Source organism: Paenibacillus sp. V4I9, from assembly GCF_030817295.1.
Taxonomy (GTDB): Bacteria; Bacillota; Bacilli; order Paenibacillales; family NBRC-103111; genus Paenibacillus_E.
The window spans coordinates 2,450,456-2,475,247 of the sequence record NZ_JAUSZE010000001.1 but is presented as its reverse complement, the minus strand read 5'-3'; the positions used below and the strand labels follow the sequence as shown (position 1 = coordinate 2,475,247).

Genomic DNA, 24,792 nt, shown 5'->3' with positions numbered 1-24,792 from the left:
CTAAATCCTAATACAAAAATAACAGACCCTAAGGTCTGTTGTCAAGTCAATCCAAACGTTTAAGTACGGCGATTTCGTCGCAGCAATACTGTTTTTTGCAATGCATACAATCTTTCCAAACCTTCTCTGGGAAAATCTCTTTGGGCACGAGGGTAAAGCCGTTTTTTTGAAAAAAAGCTACTTCATACGTGAGCGCCATCACTTTAATAATTCCTTGGCTCCTTGCCTCTTCAACTAAGAAGTTCACAAGTTTTCCGCCGATTCCTTGCCCCTTGTAGCCTTGGGTCATCCCAAGTGAGCGAATCTCAACAAGATCAGGCCCAAGTTGTGTAAGGGAGCCGCAGCCAATTAGCAAGCCATCCGATTCAGCGACAACGAAAGTGTCGATCTGCTCCTCCAGCATCTCTTTGCTCCGTGGCAGCATAATCCCCTGCTTGGCATAGCCTTGTATAATATCATGCAGCTTCTCAATATCACTTATCGAAGCTTTTCTAACGGACACTGTAGTTGATAGATTCACTGTCATCCCACCAATCGCAACAAAATGCATAAAACCCACGCTAGCGCCACTACGGCTTTGCCGCTGATTCGCTTGTGGATTCATGTATAAATATACAATAAACCGTATATTTGCACAAGAGTTTTTTGCATCAAAACAGGTCTCTCTATGTTACTCGCCTAGGCAAGGAACGAAGCAAAGACTTCGTTGCCAAGCAGGATGCCATGTTTGGACAATCGATACCCATCCGGCGTTTGTTCAAGCAGCTGTTTTCGCAGCCAGCCATTCAAGGTTTCCCCGAATTGTGATTCGATGGTGATTCCGAATTGATCGATGAAATCCGCGTTCCGTACACCTTCCAGCAATCGCAAACCAACCATCATGAAGTCTTCCATAGCTTCCTGCCGAGTTACCTCAAATTGTTCCATGATCGGCAAGCCTACCTTTGCAGCATCGATATAAGGTTGAATTCCCTTCACGTTCACATGACGCTGGCCATTCATATACCCATGAGCCCCTGCACCAAGTCCATAGTAGGAACGATTCCGCCAGTACATTGAGTTGTGTCTGCTCTCTCGACCCGGTTTAGCGAAGTTGCTGATTTCATATTGCTTATAACCCGCTGCCTCTAACCTCTTCATGATGAGTTCGTACATATCGACTTCCTCATCTTCACTTGGAAGAGGCAGTTGATTCTTATTGAACAATGTGTGAAACAACGTGTTCTCTTCTACTTTCAGGCTGTAGATGGAGTAATGCTGCAGATCCAGAGATAAGGCCTCATCTAAGGTAGCTTGCATGATATCCACGGTTTGTTTGGGAAGTCCGAACATCAAGTCAATGGAGAGGTTATCGAAACCTAGCTTTTTGGCATTCGCGATGCTTCTATGAACGTCATCTGTATTATGAATACGCCCAATCGCGGCAAGCAAATCATTATTGAAAGATTGCACACCGAAACTGATTCGATTGACGCCGCCTTCTTTCATAACAGCCAGCTTATCTTCATCCGTCGTACCTGGGTTTGCTTCCATCGAAAACTCGACTTCCGTGCTGTCTGCTGGGAAATACGTACGAACCATGCGCAGAAACCGCTCCATTTGATCAGGAAGCAGTACAGTTGGTGTTCCCCCGCCTACGAAAATCGTTTCCACCTTAACCGGTGGGTTATTCCTAACCGTAAGTTCCATCTCGCGCTCAAGTGCATCCAGATACTCCATAACGGGTTGGCCTTTGAGTACATAAGAGTTGAAATCGCAATAATGGCATTTGTTTGTGCAAAAAGGGATATGAATATACACAGCTGTTGGGGCCGTATAGGTTACTAACATAGGGGTATTTCCTTTCTATTAAGAAAAAGCCAAGGGGCAGAGTTACTCTGCCACCCCAGCTTCTCATTCATTTCAATCTATTCTTCGATTTCATTTCAATCTATTCGTCGATTTTAAGAACAGCCATGAACGCTTCTTGCGGCACTTCTACACTGCCGACTTGCTTCATGCGTTTCTTACCTTCTTTTTGCTTATCAAGGAGCTTACGTTTCCTTGAAATGTCACCGCCGTAACATTTGGCGAGTACGTTTTTACGCATCGCTTTAACCGTCTCACGCGCTACGATCTTTTGTCCAATCGCCGCTTGAATCGGCACTTCAAACATTTGCCGCGGAATCAGTTCCTTCAGCTTATCGCAAATGATTTTACCACGATGATACGCGGTATCACGGTGAACGATGAAGGAGAGAGCATCCACTTGCTCAGCATTCAAAAGAATGTCCATTTTCACAAGATTCGATTTCTTGTAGCCAGATATTTCATAGTCAAATGAAGCATAGCCTTTTGTTCTTGACTTCAACATATCGAAGAAATCATATACGATCTCGGATAATGGAATTTCGTACGTTAGTGTCACACGATTAGTATCCAGGTACTCCATGTTCATATATTCACCGCGTTTGCCTTGGCAAAGCTCCATAATCGTTCCCACGTAATCATTCGGAACAATAACCGATGCTTTGACATAAGGCTCTTCAACGAAGTCAATTCGCTGTGGATCTGGATAGTTCGATGGATTATCGATTTCCATTACATCGCCATTCGTTAATGTGATGCGATATATAACGCTTGGCGCCGTCGTAATTAACGGAATATTGAACTCACGCTCAATCCGCTCCTGAATAATTTCCATGTGCAGCAGACCTAAGAATCCGCAGCGGAAGCCAAAACCTAAAGCTGTAGATGTTTCCGGTTCAAAACGTAGAGAAGCATCATTCAGCTCCAGCTTCTGCAAAGCTTCGCGCAGATCGTTGTAATCCGTTGTTTCGATCGGATACAGTCCGCAGAACACCATCGGGTTGATCCGGCGGTAGCCTGGCAGTGCTTCAGGCGCCGGGCGATCTGCTTCCGTGACCGTGTCCCCGACTCGTGTATCTCCTACATTTTTGATACCGGCTACAACGAATCCAACATCTCCGACTTCAAGGGAAGGAACGGATGCCATTCTCGGTTTGAAAGCCCCGACTTCAATAACTTCAAACACCTTGTTCGTGGCCATCATTTTGATTTTGGAGCCCGCTTTAATCGAACCATCAACGACACGCACATAAACGATAACACCTTTGTAGCTATCGTAATGGGAATCGAAAATCAATGCTTTCAGCGGATTGTCCGGATTTCCTTGCGGAGCCGGCACTTTCTCACAAATTTGCTCGATGATCTCTTTAATCCCAATACCGGCTTTCGCGGAAGCATGAACAGCCTCGCTGGCATCTAGTCCGATAACGTCCTCGATTTCCTGCTTCACTTTGTCAGGATCAGCACTAGGTAGATCGATTTTATTGATAACAGGTAAAATTTCTAAATTATTTTCCAATGCCAGGTACACGTTAGCCAGCGTTTGCGCTTCGATACCTTGTGCAGCGTCTACAACCAGCAGCGCACCTTCACAAGCGGCAAGGCTTCGGGAAACCTCATATGTAAAATCTACATGTCCCGGTGTATCAATTAAATTAAGAATATAATCGACGCCGTTGTCAGCACGATAAGCCAATCTAACCGCCTGAAGTTTAATCGTAATTCCGCGTTCCCGCTCCAAATCCATCTGGTCCAGCACTTGCTCCTGCATCTCACGCGATGATAGCGCGCCCGTATATTCCAGTATGCGGTCGGCAAGTGTTGACTTGCCATGATCGATATGAGCAATAATTGAAAAGTTGCGAATTCTTTGTTGTCTTTCTCGAATGTCCGTCATGCTAAAGACTAACCCCCACTACATGCAAATAATTTTCATTATAGCAGTTGTGGGAAGTTGCAGCAATGTACCCCTAACCTTTCCCTAAGATAGCATCAAACAAGGACACGAATAACTTAATCCCATGATGCGATGCAATCTGCAAAAAGTCCCCTAATTTATTCCCGACATGATTCAATGAATTATCGTGATCAGCAACCGGTTCCGACTTCTTTTCAGCCTCTGGTTTCGCGGCAGTCTTAGCTTTCGCTGCTGCGTCTCCTTTGGCCGCCCCAGTTGGTGACGCTTTGACAGTGGTCACTTTCCCTGGTGGCGTCTTCACAGCGGACTCTTGTGCAGTTTTAGAGGATGGCTGAGGTCCTTGAATGCGTTCCATACCGCTCGACGCCAAGCTGACTCCGAATAAAATACAGAACAACAGCAAGAGTCCAAACAAGCCTACTTTGATATAAAAATGCCTCAGCCTCATTTTGAGTTCCTCCTTAGAGTTTTCGTAAGAAAACTGGCATCGTAAGCATTAACTAAGTTTTGCTTTAGCAAAACTGGCTTCGAAAGCATATGCTTAGAGTTTTCGTTCGCAAACTATTCTACGATTGCTTAGGGGTAACAACCGGTGCATCCACTTTCTTCGCGTTCAAAATCACCTCTGAAATAGCTTCTGCCAACCAATCTGTTGTTCGATAGCACTCTTCGAGTGAATTGTACGGACCGCCGACTTCAATCAATATATTATTAGGCGAAAAGTTCTGATTATATAATCCGTTGCCTTCACTGGCTTCTTTTGCATGAATTCCTTTGGATATGCCGGGATGCTTGGCTTCTAACGCTTGATGAATCTTGCTCGCGAACTCCTCATTCTTTTTCCAATTCGGATTTTTACCGCCGATGATGAAATACACCTGGGCATAATCTTTGCCGTCGAAGGTTGCGGTCGTTTTATTGCGTGCAGCAGAATCCCTATGAATATCGAAATAATATTGCAAATCCGGATGTGAAACAGCAGCTTCCTGCAACGTTTTCAAGGAATATTTGTAGGAGTACGGATATTCGAAGTTTTTGACTGTACTTGGATAGACCGTCTTGGAATGTACGGCACCGATACCGTCCTTCTCCAAATTTTGCGCTAATCTTTGACCTACGGAAATGATATTCACCTTATCGCTATAAGCCTTGTCAGGATCCGTAACACCTCTTAACTCCGGCAAAAAAGACTCATTGCTATGTGTTTGATAAATGAAAGCTATATTATCACCCGCAGTTCTTGGCGGTTGTCCAGTTGCGTTTGTAATCGGGGCTGCACCACCCACAGGTGAGGGTTCTGGTGATGGAGAAAGCTGAGGATTCTTCGCCTCTGCCTCTAGATACTGGGAGTTTGGACTGTAATCAATAGGATCACTGGGATTCGTTTCTGTCCCTTTTACCAAGACCGTCGTTTTATTCGCATCCATACCAGGAACTTCACTAGCCACGAGACTCTTGGGATCGCTTGGATTAATGTCCGTCATGAACTGAAAAGCGAAATGAAACACATTATGCTGAGAAAATGTAAATTTCTTCTGATCTTTATGTAGATGAGGCACTTCCATGCCCAGCATATCGATAAAAAATTGATTCGTGACAGAAGCAGCTAAGCTCTTCATTGATGAAACTGGCGAGGTCGTCATGACTCTATTTTGTAAGAAGCCGCCTACGCCAATAAGAACAAATAAAGCTAAAGTGCCGAAACTGAGTATAAAAAATGTTTTTCCGACGGAACTTGCGCTCTGAAACGTTTTCCGAACATGGCTGAGATTCAAAGTAGCTGATGTCCATTTCATAGTTTGATTCCTCCTAATCTATCTTACTTCAATCTATGAAACGAGCACCTTCGATAGAACCCAAAACGCTAGAATTTTTCTGATAGAGGGAAAATGAAGCGCAAATAAACCTGAGACGCTTCTCAGGTTCTTCTGTCAATCCATACACGGGTACTGCAGATAAAGCTTGTTTCCTTCAAAATCACCTCTCGACTCTTGAAAGGGAAGTTCCCTTTGGATAGTTCTCTCGCGCCTACACCCTTGTTTATTTACAATTCCCCCACGTCTGAGGTCCGAAAAAGCTGGTTATTAACATAACTTCTTATAAGTGAGCAGAAATCTCGAGTAAAGCTAAATTGACATCCTACACTTATACGCAAAAAAAGAACCCCTCACGGGGTTCTTACGTTTATCTTATTACAGCTACGCAAGGGATTCGAAATCAAATGACCCTTTGGCCACAATCGTTACCCCGCTTGTTTTATTTAGAACAGTGGGACCGTTATATAATTTGAGCAGCGTCTTATCACTCGGTTTATGTTTATTGTCTGTGGTTGGTCGGTTACGAACTTTCTTCATGTGCTTCAGCATAAATAATCCTTCCTTTCACAATGGATTTGAGTGAAGACACGAGCTTCGCATTTCTTTCCGATAACTCCATCATGACTTGATGATGATTGCGCGCGGGAATATCCGTCCTTGTTTTGAAATGTATGGATGAAACAATCGTCGGATGCAGCTTAATGCAGTAAATGTATTCAAACTCGCCATCTTCTTTATCCTTGGCTTGCCCTAGGTAGATGTTCGTATCCTTGCCCCGGTAACATTCGGCTAGATAGCTAGTAGGGTCATTGACGTTGAAGCTGTGGTTGTTGCTAACCTGACCGGCACGGCCAAACTGCTGCAAGGTAACACCATCTTCGAGAAGTTCAAAGAGCGTTGCCGCTGTCACTTCTTGAAGCTCAATTATACCACAATTGGTATCAAATGTCTTATGGAATTTATCCAATACGCGGTCATAATCCACACTGGACACACTAAGCGAATCCAAGGCGTCGAACAAAAAACTGCGTATTGCATCGTTCTTCTTCATATCGGATAGCTTGAACCGATTCTTATGAACGCCGATACTATGCTTAATCGGGTAAAGGTGAGGACCTGCTAGCTCCGCAACTCCCGAAACGGCCTGCTGATCATCGATTCGCAGAGGGTTGTAACCCTCCAGATACTCAGGCAGTTCACAATTCTTAGACATCACAATGAACGTGCGGCTATGCCCCAATTCTCCGATACAAAGCCCTATCAATACGAGTATATTCCCGTAAACCAAGGGATCATGACAATCCGCATGCGTGATAATAAGTAGGGCAAAGTCCGTCTCTTCGATATGCTTTTTTAGCATTTTCAATTTATGATTGGACGCCGTAAGCACACCCTGATTAATAACCGTAACCTCGGATGAAGACGATAACTGCGCTTGATAGAATTCGGCCCACAGCGAACTTGCAGGAGAGCAGCCTATAAATATCTTTGGTTTCATTTCTCTCTCAGCCCTAACTCTTTGAGCATTTGCTTCACGACGAAAGTTGCCGGGCCTAGGCCAGCCATTAGCCCAGAGGAATGATTCGCATCATAAGTAAGTGGGGTTAGGCCGATTAAATCGGAGGCTATATGTAATTTTTCTTTTTCCGGAATAAGAAAATACGTCCGTTCTAGACCTATTTGTCCAATAAATAGACCCAATTCTAAAATAACATTGTCACGTACTGTGCTAACCAATGAATCTCTCAAAAGTGTCAAATCATTAGGTTGGAAGACAAAGATAGCAAAATCACTAGACTTCGCCTGCTTAATAAGTGGAGCCAAGGTTGTATGTGAAGGAGGGAAAAGCAATTGACTCCAAACCGTTACATCAAATGAAAAATGGAGATTAGATTGCAAAGCCTCTGCTACTTCAACACTTTCAGCAGATGACCCTATGAATAGCTTCGCTTTATGTGCGCTGCTCAACAGAACCACGTCCTCATTTAAGTTGATCGTCCCTTATTTCGACGCCCCCCTCCTTATTCCTTCCAAATTACGTAAAAAAGGACAAAAAGAAAGAACTGCATCCACAAACTAGCGGACTCAGTTCTTACAATCATTTAGTGCGTATAGGCCGCTACATTATCAACACCCACGGCATCGTGTAAGGCAGCATTTAAGCCGCTAGCAATAATATTGGCGATGTCTTCAATAAACTGGTCGATCTCCTTCGGCGTGACAAGCAGATCGTGTCCTACGGGGTTTAGAACCTCTTTAACCAGCAGCAGCCGCTCATCTTCGTGGATATTATCAAGAAGCCCCAGAATCTGCCCTGTGTTGCTCGTTTGCTGGCTAAAATGCTTGTGCATCAAGTCAAAGGCATTATTCACGATGGTCGATGCATAAACAACAGTCGGGACTCCAATGGCAACCACAGGAATGCCAAGGTTTTCTTTGGTCAACCCTTTGCGTTTATTTCCGATGCCTGAACCGGGATGAATACCCGTATCCGCGATTTGAATGGTCGTATTGACCCGATCTAGGGACCTGGAAGCCAGCGCATCAATAGCGATAATGAAATCAGGTTTAGACATATCGACAATCCCCTGAACGATGTCACTGCTCTCAATCCCTGTTGTTCCGAGCACCCCTGGCGCTACCGCGCTAACTGCCCGATACCCTGGACTAACGTCTTCCGGAACTAGTTCAAAGTAATGACGTGTTACCATTACATTATCCACAACTAGAGGGCCTAGCGCATCGGGTGTCACATTAGAGTTGCCTAGACCAATAATAAGCGCTTTGGCATTCTTAGGGATGCCGATTTCACGCAAAAACTGTTCAAACTCTTGGGCCAATTTCGTGGCGACACGGTCCTGTAATTGGCTGTCTTTCTCCCGAAGAGCTGGCACTTCTATCGTTATATAATGTCCGAGAAGCTTACCAAGCGCTTTGGAGCCCTCTTCGTTCAGAACGTTGATCTTGGTAACTCGTATCCCGTTTTCACGCATCGACTCCTGTTCAATGCCAGGTATCGGTTGCCCCTGATTGGCTGCATGAGCCATATCCCTTGCATCTAGCGCAAGATCCGTATGTGTTGTAAAAGAGCCTAAGTCCATTGAAGTTCCCCTTTCTCAGGTGCATTGCATCCCTTATTGTGCTACGATTTACAACCGCTTATACAAAAACAAAGACCACTGAAAACCTATTGACAGGTCTTGCATTTTCAATAGTTGCATGGTAGAATACTTAAAGTTGTCAGCAAACAAACAAATGTAACGTTGAACCGTGTTTTGTAAGTAGGAGGTGAATTTCATGCCAAACATTAAATCCGCTATTAAACGAGTAAAAGTTAGCGAAAAGCGCCGTCTTCGTAACGCTTCCCAAAAGTCCGCTTTGCGTACTGCTGTGAAAGCTTTCGAAACAGCTGTAAGCCCAGAAGCTCTAATTAACGCTTCTAAGAAATTAGACAAAGCTGCTTCTAAAGGTTTAATCCATAAAAATGCCGCTAACCGCAAGAAGTCCCGTCTGGCTAAAAAGCTGAACGCTCTTACGGCTCAAGCGTAATAAAACGGACATAAAGCAAAAGTCCAGTTCTCTACACAGAGAGCTGGACTTTTTACTTTTCGTAAGGCCGTCCTCCTAGGCAGCAAGCCTAAGAAGGAACAACTCCAAACCTAACACTTTATCGATTTTCCCCGTTTTCATTTGGAAATCGAGATCCGCAAGCTGCGACATGATCCTGCTCAGCTTCTCAATATTATATTTGCGCGCTTGCCCTTCAGCCACCTTCACGGCAAAGGGATGCAAACCGATCTGTGAAGCCATTTGCTGCTGGGAATAGCCTTGTTTACTTAGCTCCTTCACCTGCAGCATGATGCGGAACTGCCTCGCGATGAGCGCCGCGATTTTGATCGGCTCCTCACGCTGCTTCAGCAGCTCCTCGAGAATAACAAAGGCACGTTCCAGCCTTATATTTACAATGTCCTCTATAAGAATGAAGACGTTCTGTTCTGTACTGCGGGCAACCAATTGATCGATTACATCAACCGATGCTTCTGCACCTACTCCTACATATAAAGAAATCTTCTCAATTTCTGCAGATAAGGATTGCAAATTCCCTCCGGTGTATAGGATCAGTTGATCGGCAGCTTCCCCCGTGAACGTAAAACCCAGCTGCCCAGCTTGTTTGGCCACCCATTGCTGCAATTCTTCTGGGCTGAGTGATAGGAAGGGAACCGCTGCTTCAAGGTCCTTGAGCGATTTCACAATCTTCTTACGCTCGTCCAATTTATCTGCATCGACCGTAAACACCACGACGGTATGTTCCGCTGGAGATTTCAAATAATCCGTCAAACGATCCAAGTGATGTTCAATCTTCGAACTCTCCTTCGCCCCTGTGAAAAACAGTGCATTCTTCGCGATGACCAGCTTCTTCGGAACCATAAAGGGAAGGGTCTCCGCATCCTCCAGCACCGCAGAGAGACTAATCTCACTTAAATCAAATTTACTCACTGCAAACTCTTTGTGCTCGGGCTCAATGAGCAAATCCGTTAGTACTTGAATAAATTCCCTCATCTTATATTTCTCAGGACCGTAGCACAAATAAACCGGTGCAGGGCGCCCTGCTTGTATATCTTTTAATGCTCTCTTTGCGTCCATAGCTCGTGTTCACTCCTTGCTACCATTTTACCAACAACAAAGGGATTACGTCAAAGCCCGAAGACCTTGAGGTAATCCCCTTGTTTGTCTATTTAAACACCGGTGAAAGGCTCTAGAAACCTTATACCGTGTGGACAAACCACCAAAGCATTGCCGCTTCCTTATCCTACAGCATACGCTAGAACCGTTACTTTGGTGCATTCGTATCACAAATTTACTTAGCTGATTCCTCTTTCACATTTAAATCAATGAGGAAAGTTTGAAGCGAGCCTTCGCTTTGAACTTGATAAAATAACTTGTCGTCCTTAGACCATTCCACTAACGTGATAAGATCACCAGACTTCCAAACTTGCTTGGACGCAAAAACAACTTCCTTGGTAGAGCTGTTTCGGATCACGACATGCTGTTCTTCAACAACAGCCTCAAGAACGCCCGTTGTTGATTTCAACGGATTCGCACTAGGTGCTGTCAAAGAATATATGCCTCCGACATCACTCGTTCCTCCACCCTTCTTAGCAGCTGGCGTAGGTGTTGGTTCCGTAGTTTTCAATAACTTCTGCTCTTCCGGCAGCTTATTTGAAGTTTCACTGCCTGCTGGCGGATTCGTCGATACAGGATCCGATTCCTTCTTCTCATTAGTCCCAGCGGAAGCTTGGACTCTCAGCCGTTCAGGTTCTGAAGTATAAGGTGCCTGGCGAAAACCATCCGTACCTTTCGTGGTCCCAGATGTACTCAGCGTTTGTGGATCCTCCAGCTTCGCATCTGTTGTAGCTTGCGGCCCCACTAGCCCATTTCCCGTTGCTGCTTCCGGCTGATCTTTCTCTTGCCCAAATGACTCAGCGGCCGGGGCATTAGGTGCCACCTGCTTCGCGTCTGCACTGTCTGCCGCCTTATTCTTGACAGCATCTTGTGCGGCGTTTGAATTGGAGCCAGCCGTGCTTTGCATTTGTCCGGCACTTTGCTTATCAGATGCAGCCTTTGGCTGCAGCAAACCGTCTGCTTGATCCAGCATAGGATGCTTAAGGTTAAATGCGAAGAAACCAAGGATGAGACCTGCGGCAACGACACCACCTGCAAATTTCCAGGAGAACTGTGATCCTAAACGGCGTGTCCAAGGGAGTTTGGGAGGCTGCACAGAAGCTGTCTGGTTAGCATTGGTGCCGAATGCAGCCACCTTGTCGGTAATGGACGCCGCGGCATGTCTGTCTATATCAGCTAGCTGCGGCATGATAGCATCGACCAAACTGTATGGAGGAATGACCTTTGGTAACTGGGTCAGTTCATCGGACAATCTTTGTAAACGTTCAAACATCTGTGCACAGTCCAAGCAATGCATCAGGTGAGCATGAAGCTCATCTTCCTCTTTTGCATCTAAATCCCCATCCAGCTGTCTTTGCATAAATTCCATCACCTCTTGACAATTCATCCCCGAACACCTCCTTTCTGATATTCTTGGAGCAGCGACTGTAATTGCTGTCTAGCTCGAAATAAGTAAGACTTCACCGTGTTTAACGGTAGGTTGAGAGATTCTGCAATTTCATGATACGAAAAGTCCTGCAAATAACGGAGAACAACAACAGATCGATGGTGTTCGGGAAGCTTTTCGATTGCTTCTCTAATATCTTTGGCTAAATAGCCAATTAACATTTCCTGTTCAACATTATGCTCTGCTGTAAAGGTCATATCATGCTCATCAATCGAAACCGTTGGTTTCGCTTTGCGAAATTTATCGATGCAGATGTTCGTTACAATCCGCTGTACCCACGTCTTGAAGAGCGCTTTTTCTTCATAGGAATTAATTTTTGTATAAATCCGAAGGAGTGCCTCCTGTGAAGCATCGAGGGCATCCTGTTCATTATTCAAAATATAATAAGCGGTTCGATATACGTGAGACTCAATTTCTCGCAATAGGGTAATGAGAGCATCACGATCACCGGCTTGTGCAGATCTTACCAGTTCGGGTGCTACCACTGGGATCCCTCCCTCTTGCAATCTTACAGACGCAGCAGCGTCTCATAAGGTTTGCAACTCTTTTAGAATAAAAAAACGATGGCAGTCTTGCAACTACCAGAATAACAAACTTCCAGAAATAAATACACTTGTTATTAGACGTATACAAGACCGATTAGTTTCATCTTCGCCTCACAAACCGCTCTCCCCTCTTTCTCATCAATCAAATTACCTCTATTGTAAGCTTTTTTAAAAGAAGAGATAGTACTATGTTTGGATAGTACCGCCTAAGAAATTGCGATAACCGTTTAATTCTAACCGAAGTGGTAAATATTACAGATGAGCTATTCGAAAGTGGAGGGCTGCATCATGTTCAAACAATTATTTGGCAAAAGGAACCGATCCCCTCAGGTTCATAACCAGCCAAACACTTCAAGTCCAGATTCCATTAAACCATTATCATCGTCATTGCAAGAAAATCTGGCTACCATTCAGACGATCCTGCACCATCCAAGCGATCTACTCATTAGACAGTTTACAATCGGAACAGACCAATATCCGTGTGCATTAGTCAGCATTGATGGTCTGGTCGACATAGCGATGATTAATGAGCAATTACTAAGCCCGATGCTCCACTCCTTTGATCATCCTGTTACCTCAACTTCGGAATTAATAAACGTATTGAAGCAGCAAATTCTAACGGCTTATGAGTTGGAAACAGTTGAACTTCTGGACGACGCTTTAATGGCCATTCTATCTGGCAATACGCTTCTTCTATTCAACAATCTCGCACAGTGCATCATCATTTCCAGCTGCGGTTGGAAAACCCGCTCGATTGAAGAACCACAAACAGAATCAATCATTCGGGGACCAAGAGCAGGTTTTACAGAAGACATACGCACGAACACCGCATTGCTTAGAAGAAGAATTAAAGAAACCAACCTTGTTTTTGACACCTATCAAATCGGGCAAAGAAGTAGACGTGAGGTGATCGTCACTTATATCGCTGACATTGTGCATCCCGACCTTATGAAAGAAGTTACTCGCAGAATCAAGAGCATTGATATCGATGATATCGAAGGATCGGGTTACTTAGAGCAATGGATAGCAGACAGCTTCCTTAGTCCATTTCCACTTATTATGAATACCGAACGACCTGATCGAGTATCTGGCGCACTTCTCCAAGGTCGAGTTGCCATTCTAGTAGATGGAGATCCATTCGCCCTCATATTGCCGATTACATTCGCTTCAAGTTTGCAATCACCCGAAGATTACTATCAGCATTGGCTCATCTCGACGTTGACGCGGGCACTTAGATTAATTTCAGCTTTCATTGCTACCTTTTTGCCAGCTCTTTATATTGCTTTGCTCGAATTCCATCATGGGATGATCCCTTCAAAATTGGCATTCTCCATTGCTGGAGCCAGGGAAGGCGTGCCATTCCCTGCAGTCGTCGAAGCCTTCGCCATGGAATTCACGCTCGAACTTCTCAGGGAAGCAGGACTCCGATTGCCCAAACCAATCGGCCAAACCATTGGGATCGTAGGCGGTTTAGTTATTGGAGAATCTGCTGTTGCTGCCGGCATGGTAAGTCCCGTTATGGTTATTGTTGTGGCCGTCACAGCCATCTCTTCCTTCTCGCTGCCTTCTTATTCGTTTGCCATTTCACTGCGCGTCATGCGATTCAGCATTATGTTGGCCGCTGCCTTTTTAGGCTTATACGGGATCATCTTAGCCTACATCATGATCAATATCCACCTGGTAAATCTGAAGAGTTTTGGCGTTCCATACTCCACCCCTTTTGCGCCAATTTTATTACGAGACTGGAAAGATCTCATTCTAAGATCACCCCTGCTATTCGTGACAAAGCGGCCAAAAATGATGCAAACCAAAAATGATCAGCGAATAAGAGGAAGGAGAAACAGAGGATGAAATCTTTTGAATATGGAGATAGTGAGATCGGTTCCATGGATATAGTCATTACGATTTCATCCATGATTATTGGCGTAGGTATACTCTTTCTGCCGAGGGCACTAGCGAAAACGGTACAATCATCTGATGGGTGGGTATCCATGCTGCTGGCAGGTCTTCTTGCGATCGGCTCAGCCTGGATGCTAGCTAAAATTGCGATTCATTTTAGCAAACAAGGTTATTTCGCTTATGCCTCAGCAGCCGTTACGAAGCCTATTGCCCTCATTGCAATCATTTCTCTTGCCCTTTACTTTATCCTATATAGTGCCTATGAAGTTAGGGCTATTGCTAATATTTCCAAACAATATCTATTTGAGCGGACTCCTGTTGAAGCGATATCCTTAACCTTTTTACTGGTCGTCGTTTATGCCGTTTCTGGCAGTCGAGTCGGTATTATTCGTCTTAATATTTTATTTTTACCCATTGTTATCGTCATCTCACTAGTCGTACTCACTTTTAGTATGAGCATATTTAACTTGGACGACTTAAAACCGTTTATGATCTCGGATTGGAAAAGTTTGGCAAAGGGAATACAAACCAGCGCATTCTCGCTCCTTGGTTTTGAAGTCATCTTAATTTACATCACCTTAATGAATCACCCAAAGAAAGCCCCCAAAGCAGTTGCCATCGGTGTGGCTATTCCTGTTGTACTATATACCGCAATCTACCTTGCTTGCGTTGGTGTATTTTCACATTTCGCCCTTCAACAAATTACGTATCCCGCCATTGAGCTTGCCAAGGAAATGCAAATTCCAGGCGCATTCTTTGAGCGGTTTGAATCTATGTTTTTTACAATTTGGATTATGGCTGTCTTCACTACGACGATTATGGCCTATGACTGTTCCATCTATCTGCTTATGTCTATCTTTAATAAAACAAAGAAAAAGACATGGGTATTCATACTAAGTCCGTTCATTTATATACTTTGCATGTTCCCACGAAACTTAGCTGATTTCGATGAAATAAGCGGTATCATTAGTTATATCGGATTAATTGTCGCCATTATTTTTCCTATCCTCATACATGTTGCTGCTAAACTTCGAGGAGTGAATAGTGATGCTTCTTAAAAAAAGGAGCTGCTGGCCCAGTCTAATCTGCATCCTCTCCCTTTTAACAGGCTGCTGGGATCGTATAGAAATTGACCAACGCGGGTTTGTCGTCGGTGTTGCTATCGATTACAGCAATACTCCGAAACACAAATTCAAGGGAACCTATCAGATTGTCGTACCCAGTGGGCTGAAACAAAGCAGTCAAGGACAAAGTGGATCTGGCAGTTCTGGTAAAGCCTACTTTAATTTATCAACAACCGAAAACTCTATGCCTGCCATTAGCTCGAAATTGGCAGTCAGGACGAGTCGTTCCCCTTATTTCGAGCATCTAAAAATCATTATCATTTCCAGCGAAGTAGCCAAAGACGATAAAATTTTCGCCGACTTGTTGGACTTTTTCTTACGAAATAGTGAAATGCGAAGAGGCGTTCAAATATTAATTACCGATGGAAAAGCCGCGGATATTTTAGATATTCCTACTTTTAATGAACCAACACCTATCGATTATATTACTTCTATTGCCAGAAACGATCGAAAATCAAACTATATGTTACCCGAATCACGCATAGGTGATGTTCATGAATTTTTAGTCAAACATGAGAGCTTCGCTATTCAAACCGTAAAATTGGAAGAAAAAGGGGTTTCGATGACCGGATCCGCTATATTCGATGGTCATACCAAGGAAATGGTCGGATTCTTGACAGGTGATGAAACACAAGGATTGAACTTCGTCACTGAGCAAGTTAAAGGCGGTATCATCGAAGCTAAGATTAAGGATCACACCCTTGCCTTCCGAGCGGAAAGAACAAAAAGTAAAATTACAATGCAGCAGCTCAGTCCAACAAAGTTCAAGTTCAACATTAAAATCGCAACTGAAGGGGTTCTTGATAAATCGATTTCCGATTATGATACCTCTAATTCAGAAACAATTAAAAATTTGGAGAAAAGCCTGGAAGATATGGTCAAAGCAAATACCCTTAAAGCCATTAAAAAGCTCCAACAAACTTATAAGAAGGATGCATTGGGACTAGGGGCTTATCTATATCAAAATCATTATAAAATATGGAAACCCATTGCAAATGATTGGGATCAGGGATTAAATATATTCACACAATCAGAGATTAACGTGCAGGCAGAGGTCATTATAAGGCGTATCGGAAATATCATCAAAACGACAAAGGAGTAATGCAAGTATGTGGTTTTCTCTCATTGGAAGGTTGCCTTCAGGGATGATACTGATTTGTACCATTCTCTCATTCGTCATTCCCTTCGGTGTTCATTGGATATACAAAGAGCTGCATATGTATGGTGATCCACCATGGAAACAGGAACCTATATCGGAAGAACACAAAGATCCACAATCGAACAACTCTGGATAGAGATCATTCAAATCTTGATTCATCCATTATTTTTATACGGGAGTAAATCCCCTCTTTACGGACTTCTAGTTGCACTTCCCCCATTTGATCTGTACGTAACACTTGCACCTCATTTTCTTCCAAACGCCTTAACACATCAGGTGCTGGGTGACCATAACTATTCATACCTCCTACAGATATGACAGCCCATGAAGGCTTCCAATAGTCGAGCCACCCTGGTGTCGTGGATGTTTTGCTGCCATGATGAGCAAGTTTCAGTACATCGACCTTATGATTTTTGTTTTGTTCTAGGTCAATTAACGAAGGATGTTCTTTTAAATAATCGACCACAACAGCTTCAGATTCTTTCTCCATATCGCCCGTAAATAACCAACGCGTCCCCTGCATCTCGAGCAAAAAAACAACGGACTGCGCATTCTGTTCTTTGACAATTTCAATGAGCCGATTATCTCTTTCCAAAGGGTACAGAACCTGCAATCTGGTAAGCGGATCAATCTGGATCCAATTGCTTACATTCGCAGGCAGAAGCGGCACTTTTCGCGTTAGCAGGGTGTCAAATAATTTCTCTATGCTTGCCCCTGGCTTGAGCGTTCCATTAAAAAGAAACTGCTTGACGGGCATTTGCGCAATAACAGCCTGCAGACCGCCACTATGGTCCGCATCTTCATGGGTGAGAACTACGAGATCAAGTTGATGAACACCACGTTTCTTGAGCAGCGGAACGAGCAGCTTTTGGCCAACTTCATAAGGATCCTTGCGAATTTTCCAAGCTTCACCAGGTTTCCTGAATGTAAGAGTCCCTCCACCATCAACCAGAATATGTCGACCATAAGGCGTCCGAATCAGAATAGCATCACCTTGACCAACGTCGATAAATTGAACGAGACCGGATCTATTGAAGCGCTCAGGCGAATACCCCATCCAAAGCAATAGCAGGAAACCTCCTGTCGCACATACTAACCATTTCGATAAGTTCACTTTCTTTTTGCCTTTAACACTTACCAAAACAATCGGAGGCTCTCTTCCAGCTTCTTGAGATAAGCGCCAACATAATCCATAAATCAAAATGAGAAAAGCATAATAAAAGGCAATCCATGGTAAGCTTGGCGACGGCCACAGCATCTTAAATTGGTTAAAATGCTGAAGCTTGTCAGTCATCCAGAAAATTACTTCGTTTAACCAAGAAATAAGCAAACCGATGCTTTTTCCTGCAGGAACATAGACCATTCCCAGAACTAGAGCAAGCAGGCCAGCGGGGAATACAATCATACTTATAACAGGAACCAAGATGGCATTAGCTAGCCAAGACAATAAAGAAAACTGATTAAAATAATAGATGGATACCGGAAAGGATACCATTTGGGAAACAAGCGTGATGGAAGCCGTATTTCGTATAATGGGGGAAGAAATCCACGGAACGAATAAATCATTGACTCTTTGTACGCCAACAATGAGACCAAGGGTAACCAGAAAAGAAAGCTGAAAGCTGACATCCAGCAGGAAGTATGGATCCCATAAAAGCATGATCCATGCGACAATCGCCATAATATGCAAAACATCCTTAAAAAGCCCTCGCCGCGCAGCATAGAGGGCAATTATAGACATGAGTCCGGCCCGAACAATGGAGGGCGAAGCACCTGTCAGTAGGATATAGAACGGCAATAACCATATACAGATTAGCAAATAGGTCTCCTTCGCCAGCTTTAATCGGCGCATGATCCAAATACAAACGCCAAGAAATACAGCAATATTCAAGCCGGATATAGCCAAAATATGGGTCAATCCCAGCTCCGAAAATTGCTGGAAGCGCTCGGGATCGAGATCGTCCGTTTGACCGATCAACATGCTCTTCATGAACCCCGCCTGCGGTGCGGAGAAGATAAGGTCCATGCGCCTGCTAAGGGCACCTCGCAGCTCGTCGTTCCAGCGCAGCAGCTGGACGACGCTTAAGCGCGCAGCCGCAGGCTCGACCTGCGCCTGATCCACCCCTTTGGCAGAAAGCAGCCAATGGGTGTGGTGAAGGCGCAGGTATCGGCGGTAGTCGAAGCCGCCGAAGTTACGGGCCGGGGACGGGCTGCGCAGCGTCCCGTGCAGCGTCACGGCGTCGCCTCGGCGCCAGCCCGACGCCACCGCCTGCTGCGCCTGCTGGAGCAGGCGCAGCGAGACCTGCACGCTTTCCCCGCCGAGCGGGAAAGCTTCCGCGCTTGGGAAGCGGATGGATTCCGCTTCCATCGTGAAGCTGGCCCTGTCGCCGTCGACGGTGACAGGGCTGGAGAATCGACCGAGCAGCGTGACCTCGCTGCCGTCCAGGCTCATCTGCTGCTGCGCTAGCGGCAGCAGCGCAGAGACGTTTCGCTGGTCGGTCCATTGGAAGTAGCCGTAAGCTACTCCGACCAGCAGCAAGGCGCACAGCGGCTGTCTGCCAGGCAGCCGCAGCGCGTAGATGACGATAAGCGCAGCTAACAGCAGCGCGCTCGTCATCAAAGATAACCACCGCAGCTCGGTATAGAGCGCCAGCGCGTAGCCAGTTATCCACAGACAACACCCTATAACAACTGGTCGTTTCATAAGCATTTGCATATACATTTGCTTCCCCCTCCTCTTGAATGTTATAAAATCGAATTGTATTCATTTACACATGTATTTGAAGAAACGATATGTACATTGAACTTCATCATTCATCTTTCATCTTTCATCTTTCATCTTTCATCTTTCATCTTCATCATTCATCTGCATCATTGGATTTTTTACAATGCTTTTCACTCTCAGACTTCAAAAAACAGCTCCTGTTGGAGTAATTCCAATAGAAGTCTCCTGAAAAGACAATCTTCAAGGATAATCATAAATTTCATTGGATTATTCCAGTCAAAGCACAATAACCCAAGTCAGAATAGCCATTACACTGTATTTACTCCAATGAAAATGTAGGTACTGCGCAGTTACCGCGCCTTTGATATCCATACTTTTTATCAGCTGCATAACGAACAAAAAAACCTCTCCCCAGAGCAGCCCTAAAGACTGCTTCTAGAAAGAGGTTCTTCCCCTTGCTTCAGTAAACATATTTAATTCACAACGTCAGATACAGTACCTGGTGGAGGTTCATATCCTTCCATTTTACGGAAAACGATACCTCTGTTCTCCATCAAATGGCTTACTTTCTCATGATCCTTGGGGTATCCGCGATGGAAAACGATCTCCATAACACCGCTGTTGGCCAGCATATTCGCACATGTCCAGCAAGGCTGATCTGTAACATAGACAGTCGATCCTTCGCGATCTTCCCGATCCGTAAATAGCAGTAGATTTTGCTCTGCATGGATCGTACGAATGCATCGCTGTTTACGAATAACTTCCTCGGTATCATCCACCACTTTCAGCTCGATTTCTTCTACAAGCATGCAGCCTGCCTCTGTGCAATCGGGTACACCCATGGGGGCACCATTGTAAGCAGTTCCTAGCAGCTTCTTACCCTGAACCAACACTGCCCCCACATGCCGACGGTTACATCTTGATCGTGTTGATGCCATGTAAGCAATATCGAGGAAATAAGTATCCCAATCTTTACGGTTGTTCATAACGGATTGCTGACTCCTCCTTCCGAAGATCACTGATATAACTATTGAATCCCTTTTTTCATTTCTAGTATTCTCTCATATTTTCTAGCAAAATAAAAGAAAAGCAAGGACTACGACGTAGTTACATAAAGAAATACCTTTAACTTCTCAAGCATTTTCTCCCCGATTCCCTTCACCTCTATCAGTTCTTCAATCCGGCTAAATCGCCCCTTCTTTAATCGATAGTCCAAAATAGCCCTTGCCTTGCTCTCTCCAATACCCGGTATTTCATCTAACTGCTTGAGCGTAGCTGTGTTAAGATCCAATTGACCAGTAGACCGTGCTGCTGGCAAACTAGCCTCCGGTTTTTCATTAGATACAACAGAAGGCGTAGGCATTGCCATAGGTGCAGGTATTGCTGATTTCGGTTCTGTGTCTATGGTTGCATTTGGTTCTGTGTCTGTGGTTGTCTTCGGCTCAGTGTCTCTCGTTGCCTTCGGTTCTTCGTCTATCGTAGTTTTCGAATCTAATTTCCCTGTAAGTTTCGCTTCATGTAGCGACTCCTCCCCAGTTTGAGAAATCATAGCCTGCATCTGAGTGTTCAAAGGCATAAAATCTGTCTGAATCATAGATCTGCCTCCACGAAGGAATGGCCAAACGACAAAAGCAAATAAACAGATCGCTGCCATCATGAGCAGTATCCTTCCTCTTTTGGAACCAAAAAAATCCACGAATTCCCTCCTCAGAGTTTTGCTTTAGCAAAACTGACTTCGTAAGCAAATACTTTAGAGTTTTGCTTTAGCAAAACTGACTTCGAAAGCATAAATTTTAGAGTTTTACTTTTAGCAAAACTTGAATCTTAAGTCTTTTCGAACATAATTGCTGACAAATGAACATATACATGAAAAAGCATCTGAATGGCATTTAAAACTGACCCCGTTCAATAAACGATGAAAGAAAGTGACTGATTTTTTCGGGAGGGATTACTGGATGAAAGCAGGATTCATCGGTACTGGGAGTATGGGAAGTATTCTGATTGAAGCGTTCATTCATTCTGGAGCTTTCAATCCGGAGCAAATTATTGCGGGAAATCGAACAATTCGTAAAGTTGAGCTGCTTGCGGAGACATATCCTGGACTTCATGTTGCCGGGTCGAATAGAGAAGTCGTACTGGGGAGCGATCTCATCTTTCTATGTGTGAAGCCATCTGAATTCAAGACGGTTATTGATGAAATCAAAGAGGACGTGCTTCCCTCTCAACTCATCGTGTCCATCACAAGCCCTGTCCTGCTCAAACATTTGGAAGGTCTTCTGCCGGCGAAAATCAGTAAAATTATCCCAAGTATCACGAACTACGTGTTAAGTGGTGCTACACTATGTATTCATGGGAATCGAATGCAGCCTGAGGACAAAGAGTGGCTTGAGAACCTATTTGCGCATATATCTTCACCTATTCGTGTTTCTGAAAATTATACGCGGATCTCATCCGATATATCCAGCTGCGGTCCCGCTTTTCTAGCCAAATTCCTGCAATCTTTTATTGATGCAGCTGTCGAGGCAACTGGTATTTCAATTGAGGAAGCTACCTTACTTGCCAGTGAAATGACGCTAGGCACAGGTAAGCTGCTTACGACCGGAGGATTCAACCCTACTACTCTGCAAAAACGCGTATCTGTTCCCGGTGGAATCACAGCGGAAGGATTACGTATTTTGGACGACGAGCTTGCGGGGATATTCTCACGAGTCATTTGTGCTACACATACCAAATATGAAGAAGACATTGAGAAGGCAGAGCTGCTGTTTACTTTGAAGCAGTAGCCTTCCCAAATTGTCAACTTCACTTGCTATCCTACGACAATATTTACTAATTTACCTTTTACAACAATCAATTTGCGAACGGCCTTTCCGGCGGTCGCTTCTTTGACTTTATCGAGGTCAAATGCGATTTTTTCCATCTCAGCTTCATCTGTATCCTTGGAAATCAGCACACGATCAACAATTTTTCCATTGACCTGTACAACAATCTCAATTTCATTGTCGACTGTCCACGCTTCATCGTAGGTTGGCCACGGCTGATAGGTAATTGATTCTGTGCCGCCGAGCTTCTCCCAAAGTTCTTCGGCCAAATGCGGCGCAATTGGAGATAACATTTGAACGAAATTTTTCATCGCTTCAAGCGGTAAATGTTCTGTTTTATAGGCTTCATTCACGAAAATCATCATTTGACTGATCGCTGTATTAAACCTAAGGGCTTCGAAATCCTCGGTTATTTTTTTGATCGTCCGGTGCCAAGTACGTTTGAACGCATCGCTGCCCAATGTTTCGGCGGCGCTGATTTTAGCATTTATTTGACCATTCTCGTCAACAAACAGCCTCCACACACGATTCAAGTAACGATAGATACCATCCACACCCGTTGTATTCCATGGTTTTGTAGCTTCAAGTGGTCCCATGAACATTTCGTAAATACGCAGTGTGTCGGCCCCTTGATCGCTGACGATATCATCCGGATTCACAACGTTACCGCGAGATTTACTCATTTTCTCCATGTTCTCACCAAGAATCATCCCTTGGTTTACAAGCTTATGGAAAGGCTCTTTGGTATGAACAAAGCCAAGATCATAAAGCACCTTATGCCAGAAACGCGCATACAGCAAGTGAAGAACAGCATGTTCCGCTCCGCCGATGTAAAGATCTACAGGCAACCATTGCTGCTGAAGCTCCTGCGAACAAAACTCTTTATCATTACGCGGATCGATAAAACGTAGATAGTACCAGCAGCTGCCGGCCCATTGCGGCATGGTATTCGTTTCACGGCGAGCTTTCATGCCGGTTTCCGGATCAATCGTATTTACCCATTCGGATACGTTCGCAAGCGGTGATTCTCCTGTACCTGATGGTTTAATTTCATCGACTTGCGGAAGCAAGAGTGGCAGTTGATCCACGGGAACAGGCTTCATTGTGCCATCTTCAAGATGAAGAATTGGAATCGGCTCTCCCCAATATCTTTGACGGCTGAAGAGCCAATCTCTCAAGCGGTAGGTTACTTTGCCGCGGCCTTTGCCGTTTTGCGTAAGCCAAGCGATCATATGGCTGATCCCTTGTTCGATGTTCATGCCATTAATCGGACCGGAATTGACATGTTCGCCATCCCCTGCGTAAGCTTCCTTCTCAACGTCTCCACCTTGTACGACTTCGATAATCGGCAAATTAAACTGTTTAGCAAACTCCCAGTCACGTTGATCGTGTCCTGGAACAGCCATGATTGCTCCCGTACCGTAACCGCCAAGCACATAGTCAGCAATCCAAATTGGCACTTTGGCGCCATTTACCGGATTGACAGCATACGCTCCTGTGAAAACACCTGTCTTGTCTTTTGCAAGATCCGTACGTTCGAGATCGCTTTTGCGAGAAGCTTTTTCTTGGTATTCCTTAATGGCAGCAGCTTGATCGCCTGTTGTAATTTGCTCAACAAGCTCATGCTCAGGTGCCAGAACGCAGTACGTAGCGCCAAACAATGTATCTGGACGTGTAGTGAAAACCGTCAGACTCTTCTCATCGTATCCATCAATGGCAAATTGGACTTCTGCCCCTGTTGATTTACCAATCCAGTTGCGCTGCATATCTTTGATGCTTTCGGACCAATCCAGCTCCTCAAGATCTTCAAGTAGACGTTCAGCGTACTCGGTAATTTTCAGAATCCATTGACGCATCGGCTTACGAATAACGGGATGGTTACCGCGCTCGCTTAGACCGTCAATTACTTCTTCATTAGCAAGAACAGTTCCCAGCGCTGGACACCAGTTTACGGGCACTTCATCCACATAAGCGAGTCCTTTATTGTACAACTGGATGAAAATCCATTGTGTCCATTTGTAATACTCAGGATCTGTTGTACTAATTTCACGATCCCAATCGTACGAGAAGCCTAGTGATTTAATTTGACGACGGAATGTATCAATGTTCTTCTTGGTGAATTCTCGCGGATCATTTCCCGTATCCAGTGCGTATTGTTCAGCAGGAAGTCCGAAAGCGTCCCATCCCATTGGATGAAGTACATTAAAACCTCTCATCCGTTTGAAACGTGAAACGATATCAGTTGCTGTGTAGCCTTCCGGATGCCCTACATGCAGACCAGCTCCTGATGGGTAAGGGAACATATCCAACGCATAAAACTTCGGCTTATCCGAATTCTCAAGCACCTTAAACGTTTTCTTCGCATCCCAATAAGCCTGCCATTTCGGCTCAATTGCTTGTGGATTATAGCCTTGCTGCTCTTTTGTTTCTTTGGTTTCTTTAGTTTCCTGTGTCATGTGCAAAATCCTCCCTGTGTACAGCCATCCTCTTCATCATTCAAAAGCGCTGTAAGCGCCAAAAAACCCCTCATCGCTAGCGGATATCGCTAGGGACGAGAGGTTAGATTCCCGTGGTACCACCCTAGTTAACACAAGACATTCTTTGCCTGTGTTCACTCTGCCCCTTAACGCGGGTGAGACGATCCAGCTAGCACCATATATAGGGATCTTTGAGCGTAGCTCAAAGTCTCTCCGCTATAGGGATCTTTGAGCGTAGCTCAAGTCTCTCCGCTTTCCATGGTGATTCACCTTCTAGCTCCAAGGCGAGTTCACAAGACTGACATCTACCGGCTTCCACCCTACATCC

The 24,792-nt window shown here is 44.6% G+C and carries 21 protein-coding genes and 1 other annotated feature (1 of these 22 running past the window's edge); of the genes, 5 read left to right on the top strand and 16 right to left on the bottom strand.

Annotated features, from left to right (window positions below; translation table 11 throughout):
- Window positions 1-46: 46 nt before the first annotated feature.
- From QFZ81_RS11300 to gpr, 9 genes are all read right to left on the bottom strand, one after another.
- Window positions 47-520 (bottom strand): N-acetyltransferase, encoded by a 474-nt coding sequence (locus QFZ81_RS11300; protein ID WP_307444433.1) that lies wholly within the window; start codon window positions 518-520, stop codon window positions 47-49.
- Window positions 521-678: 158 nt separating this feature from the next.
- A complete protein-coding gene (hemW, locus tag QFZ81_RS11295) occupies window positions 679-1,830 on the bottom strand; it encodes a radical SAM family heme chaperone HemW (protein WP_307602789.1) in 1,152 nt (383 codons plus the stop codon).
- 100 nt (window positions 1,831-1,930) lie between these two features.
- Window positions 1,931-3,745 carry a translation elongation factor 4 gene (lepA, locus tag QFZ81_RS11290; RefSeq protein ID WP_307444437.1) on the bottom strand — a complete coding sequence of 605 codons (1,815 nt, stop codon included), beginning with the start codon at window positions 3,743-3,745 and terminating at the stop codon, window positions 1,931-1,933.
- Window positions 3,746-3,818: 73 nt separating this feature from the next.
- Window positions 3,819-4,214 carry a DUF3679 domain-containing protein gene (locus tag QFZ81_RS11285; protein WP_307444440.1) on the bottom strand — a complete coding sequence of 132 codons (396 nt, stop codon included), beginning with the start codon at window positions 4,212-4,214 and terminating at the stop codon, window positions 3,819-3,821.
- Window positions 4,215-4,332: 118 nt separating this feature from the next.
- Window positions 4,333-5,562, bottom strand: coding sequence for a stage II sporulation protein P (gene spoIIP / locus QFZ81_RS11280; protein ID WP_307444444.1), 1,230 nt, complete (start codon window positions 5,560-5,562; stop codon window positions 4,333-4,335).
- 402 nt (window positions 5,563-5,964) lie between these two features.
- Window positions 5,965-6,132, bottom strand: a complete 168-nt coding sequence (locus tag QFZ81_RS11275; RefSeq protein WP_307444445.1) for a hypothetical protein — start codon at window positions 6,130-6,132, stop codon at window positions 5,965-5,967.
- The gene (locus tag QFZ81_RS11270; RefSeq protein WP_307444448.1) at window positions 6,104-7,081 is read right to left on the bottom strand and encodes a TIR domain-containing protein; all 978 of its coding nucleotides are present in this window, start codon (window positions 7,079-7,081) and stop codon (window positions 6,104-6,106) included. Before QFZ81_RS11270 ends, QFZ81_RS11275 begins: the two co-directional genes overlap by 29 nt.
- Window positions 7,078-7,551 carry a nucleotide-binding protein gene (locus QFZ81_RS11265; RefSeq protein ID WP_052228179.1) on the bottom strand — a complete coding sequence of 158 codons (474 nt, stop codon included), beginning with the start codon at window positions 7,549-7,551 and terminating at the stop codon, window positions 7,078-7,080. The genes QFZ81_RS11270 and QFZ81_RS11265 overlap by 4 nt, the downstream gene beginning before the upstream one ends.
- Window positions 7,552-7,685: 134 nt before the next feature.
- Window positions 7,686-8,684, bottom strand: a complete 999-nt coding sequence (gpr, locus tag QFZ81_RS11260; RefSeq protein ID WP_307602787.1) for a GPR endopeptidase — start codon at window positions 8,682-8,684, stop codon at window positions 7,686-7,688.
- Window positions 8,685-8,880: 196 nt separating this feature from the next.
- Here gpr and rpsT point away from each other — a divergent pair, with 196 nt between their 5' ends.
- A complete protein-coding gene (gene rpsT, locus QFZ81_RS11255; RefSeq protein ID WP_028557986.1) occupies window positions 8,881-9,132 on the top strand; it encodes a 30S ribosomal protein S20 in 252 nt (83 codons plus the stop codon).
- 75 nt (window positions 9,133-9,207) lie between these two features.
- Here rpsT and holA read toward each other — a convergent pair whose 3' ends face one another.
- The 3 genes from holA to QFZ81_RS11240 form a co-directional block, all read right to left on the bottom strand.
- Complete coding sequence (gene holA, locus QFZ81_RS11250; RefSeq protein ID WP_307444456.1) at window positions 9,208-10,227, bottom strand: DNA polymerase III subunit delta; 1,020 nt, start codon at window positions 10,225-10,227, stop codon at window positions 9,208-9,210.
- A gap of 214 nt (window positions 10,228-10,441) precedes the next feature.
- Entirely contained in the window at window positions 10,442-11,653 is a 1,212-nt protein-coding gene (locus tag QFZ81_RS11245) for a zf-HC2 domain-containing protein (RefSeq protein WP_307602785.1), read from the bottom strand.
- Window positions 11,650-12,198 carry an RNA polymerase sigma factor gene (locus QFZ81_RS11240; RefSeq protein WP_056838612.1) on the bottom strand — a complete coding sequence of 183 codons (549 nt, stop codon included), beginning with the start codon at window positions 12,196-12,198 and terminating at the stop codon, window positions 11,650-11,652. The genes QFZ81_RS11245 and QFZ81_RS11240 overlap by 4 nt, the downstream gene beginning before the upstream one ends.
- A gap of 348 nt (window positions 12,199-12,546) precedes the next feature.
- Between QFZ81_RS11240 and QFZ81_RS11235 the strand changes: the two genes are divergently transcribed.
- The 3 genes from QFZ81_RS11235 to QFZ81_RS11225 are packed head-to-tail and all read left to right on the top strand — an operon-like array spanning window position 12,547 to window position 16,383.
- The gene (locus QFZ81_RS11235; RefSeq protein ID WP_307602783.1) at window positions 12,547-14,109 is read left to right on the top strand and encodes a spore germination protein; all 1,563 of its coding nucleotides are present in this window, start codon (window positions 12,547-12,549) and stop codon (window positions 14,107-14,109) included.
- Window positions 14,106-15,215, top strand: coding sequence for a GerAB/ArcD/ProY family transporter (locus QFZ81_RS11230; RefSeq protein ID WP_307444464.1), 1,110 nt, complete (start codon window positions 14,106-14,108; stop codon window positions 15,213-15,215). The genes QFZ81_RS11235 and QFZ81_RS11230 overlap by 4 nt, the downstream gene beginning before the upstream one ends.
- Window positions 15,205-16,383 carry a Ger(x)C family spore germination protein gene (locus tag QFZ81_RS11225; protein ID WP_307444467.1) on the top strand — a complete coding sequence of 393 codons (1,179 nt, stop codon included), beginning with the start codon at window positions 15,205-15,207 and terminating at the stop codon, window positions 16,381-16,383. Before QFZ81_RS11230 ends, QFZ81_RS11225 begins: the two co-directional genes overlap by 11 nt.
- Window positions 16,384-16,579: 196 nt before the next feature.
- On the opposite strand, the gene QFZ81_RS11220 is transcribed toward QFZ81_RS11225, so the two are convergent.
- The 3 genes from QFZ81_RS11220 to QFZ81_RS11210 all read right to left on the bottom strand — a co-directional run bounded on the left by QFZ81_RS11220 (window position 16,580) and on the right by QFZ81_RS11210 (window position 20,861).
- On the bottom strand, window positions 16,580-19,162 hold the full coding sequence (locus QFZ81_RS11220; protein ID WP_307444468.1) for a DNA internalization-related competence protein ComEC/Rec2: 2,583 nt from the start codon (window positions 19,160-19,162) through the stop codon (window positions 16,580-16,582).
- A gap of 476 nt (window positions 19,163-19,638) precedes the next feature.
- The gene (locus tag QFZ81_RS11215; protein ID WP_307444471.1) at window positions 19,639-20,151 is read right to left on the bottom strand and encodes a deoxycytidylate deaminase; all 513 of its coding nucleotides are present in this window, start codon (window positions 20,149-20,151) and stop codon (window positions 19,639-19,641) included.
- A gap of 110 nt (window positions 20,152-20,261) precedes the next feature.
- On the bottom strand, window positions 20,262-20,861 hold the full coding sequence (locus QFZ81_RS11210; RefSeq protein ID WP_307602781.1) for a helix-hairpin-helix domain-containing protein: 600 nt from the start codon (window positions 20,859-20,861) through the stop codon (window positions 20,262-20,264).
- A gap of 259 nt (window positions 20,862-21,120) precedes the next feature.
- On the opposite strand from QFZ81_RS11210, the gene comER reads away from it, so the two are divergent.
- Window positions 21,121-21,948, top strand: coding sequence for a late competence protein ComER (gene comER, locus QFZ81_RS11205; protein ID WP_307444478.1), 828 nt, complete (start codon window positions 21,121-21,123; stop codon window positions 21,946-21,948).
- Window positions 21,949-21,974: 26 nt separating this feature from the next.
- On the opposite strand, the gene leuS is transcribed toward comER, so the two are convergent.
- Entirely contained in the window at window positions 21,975-24,443 is a 2,469-nt protein-coding gene (gene leuS, locus QFZ81_RS11200; protein ID WP_307602779.1) for a leucine--tRNA ligase, read from the bottom strand.
- 88 nt (window positions 24,444-24,531) lie between these two features.
- Window positions 24,532-24,792: a binding site (T-box leader), on the bottom strand (it continues 51 nt past the right edge of the window).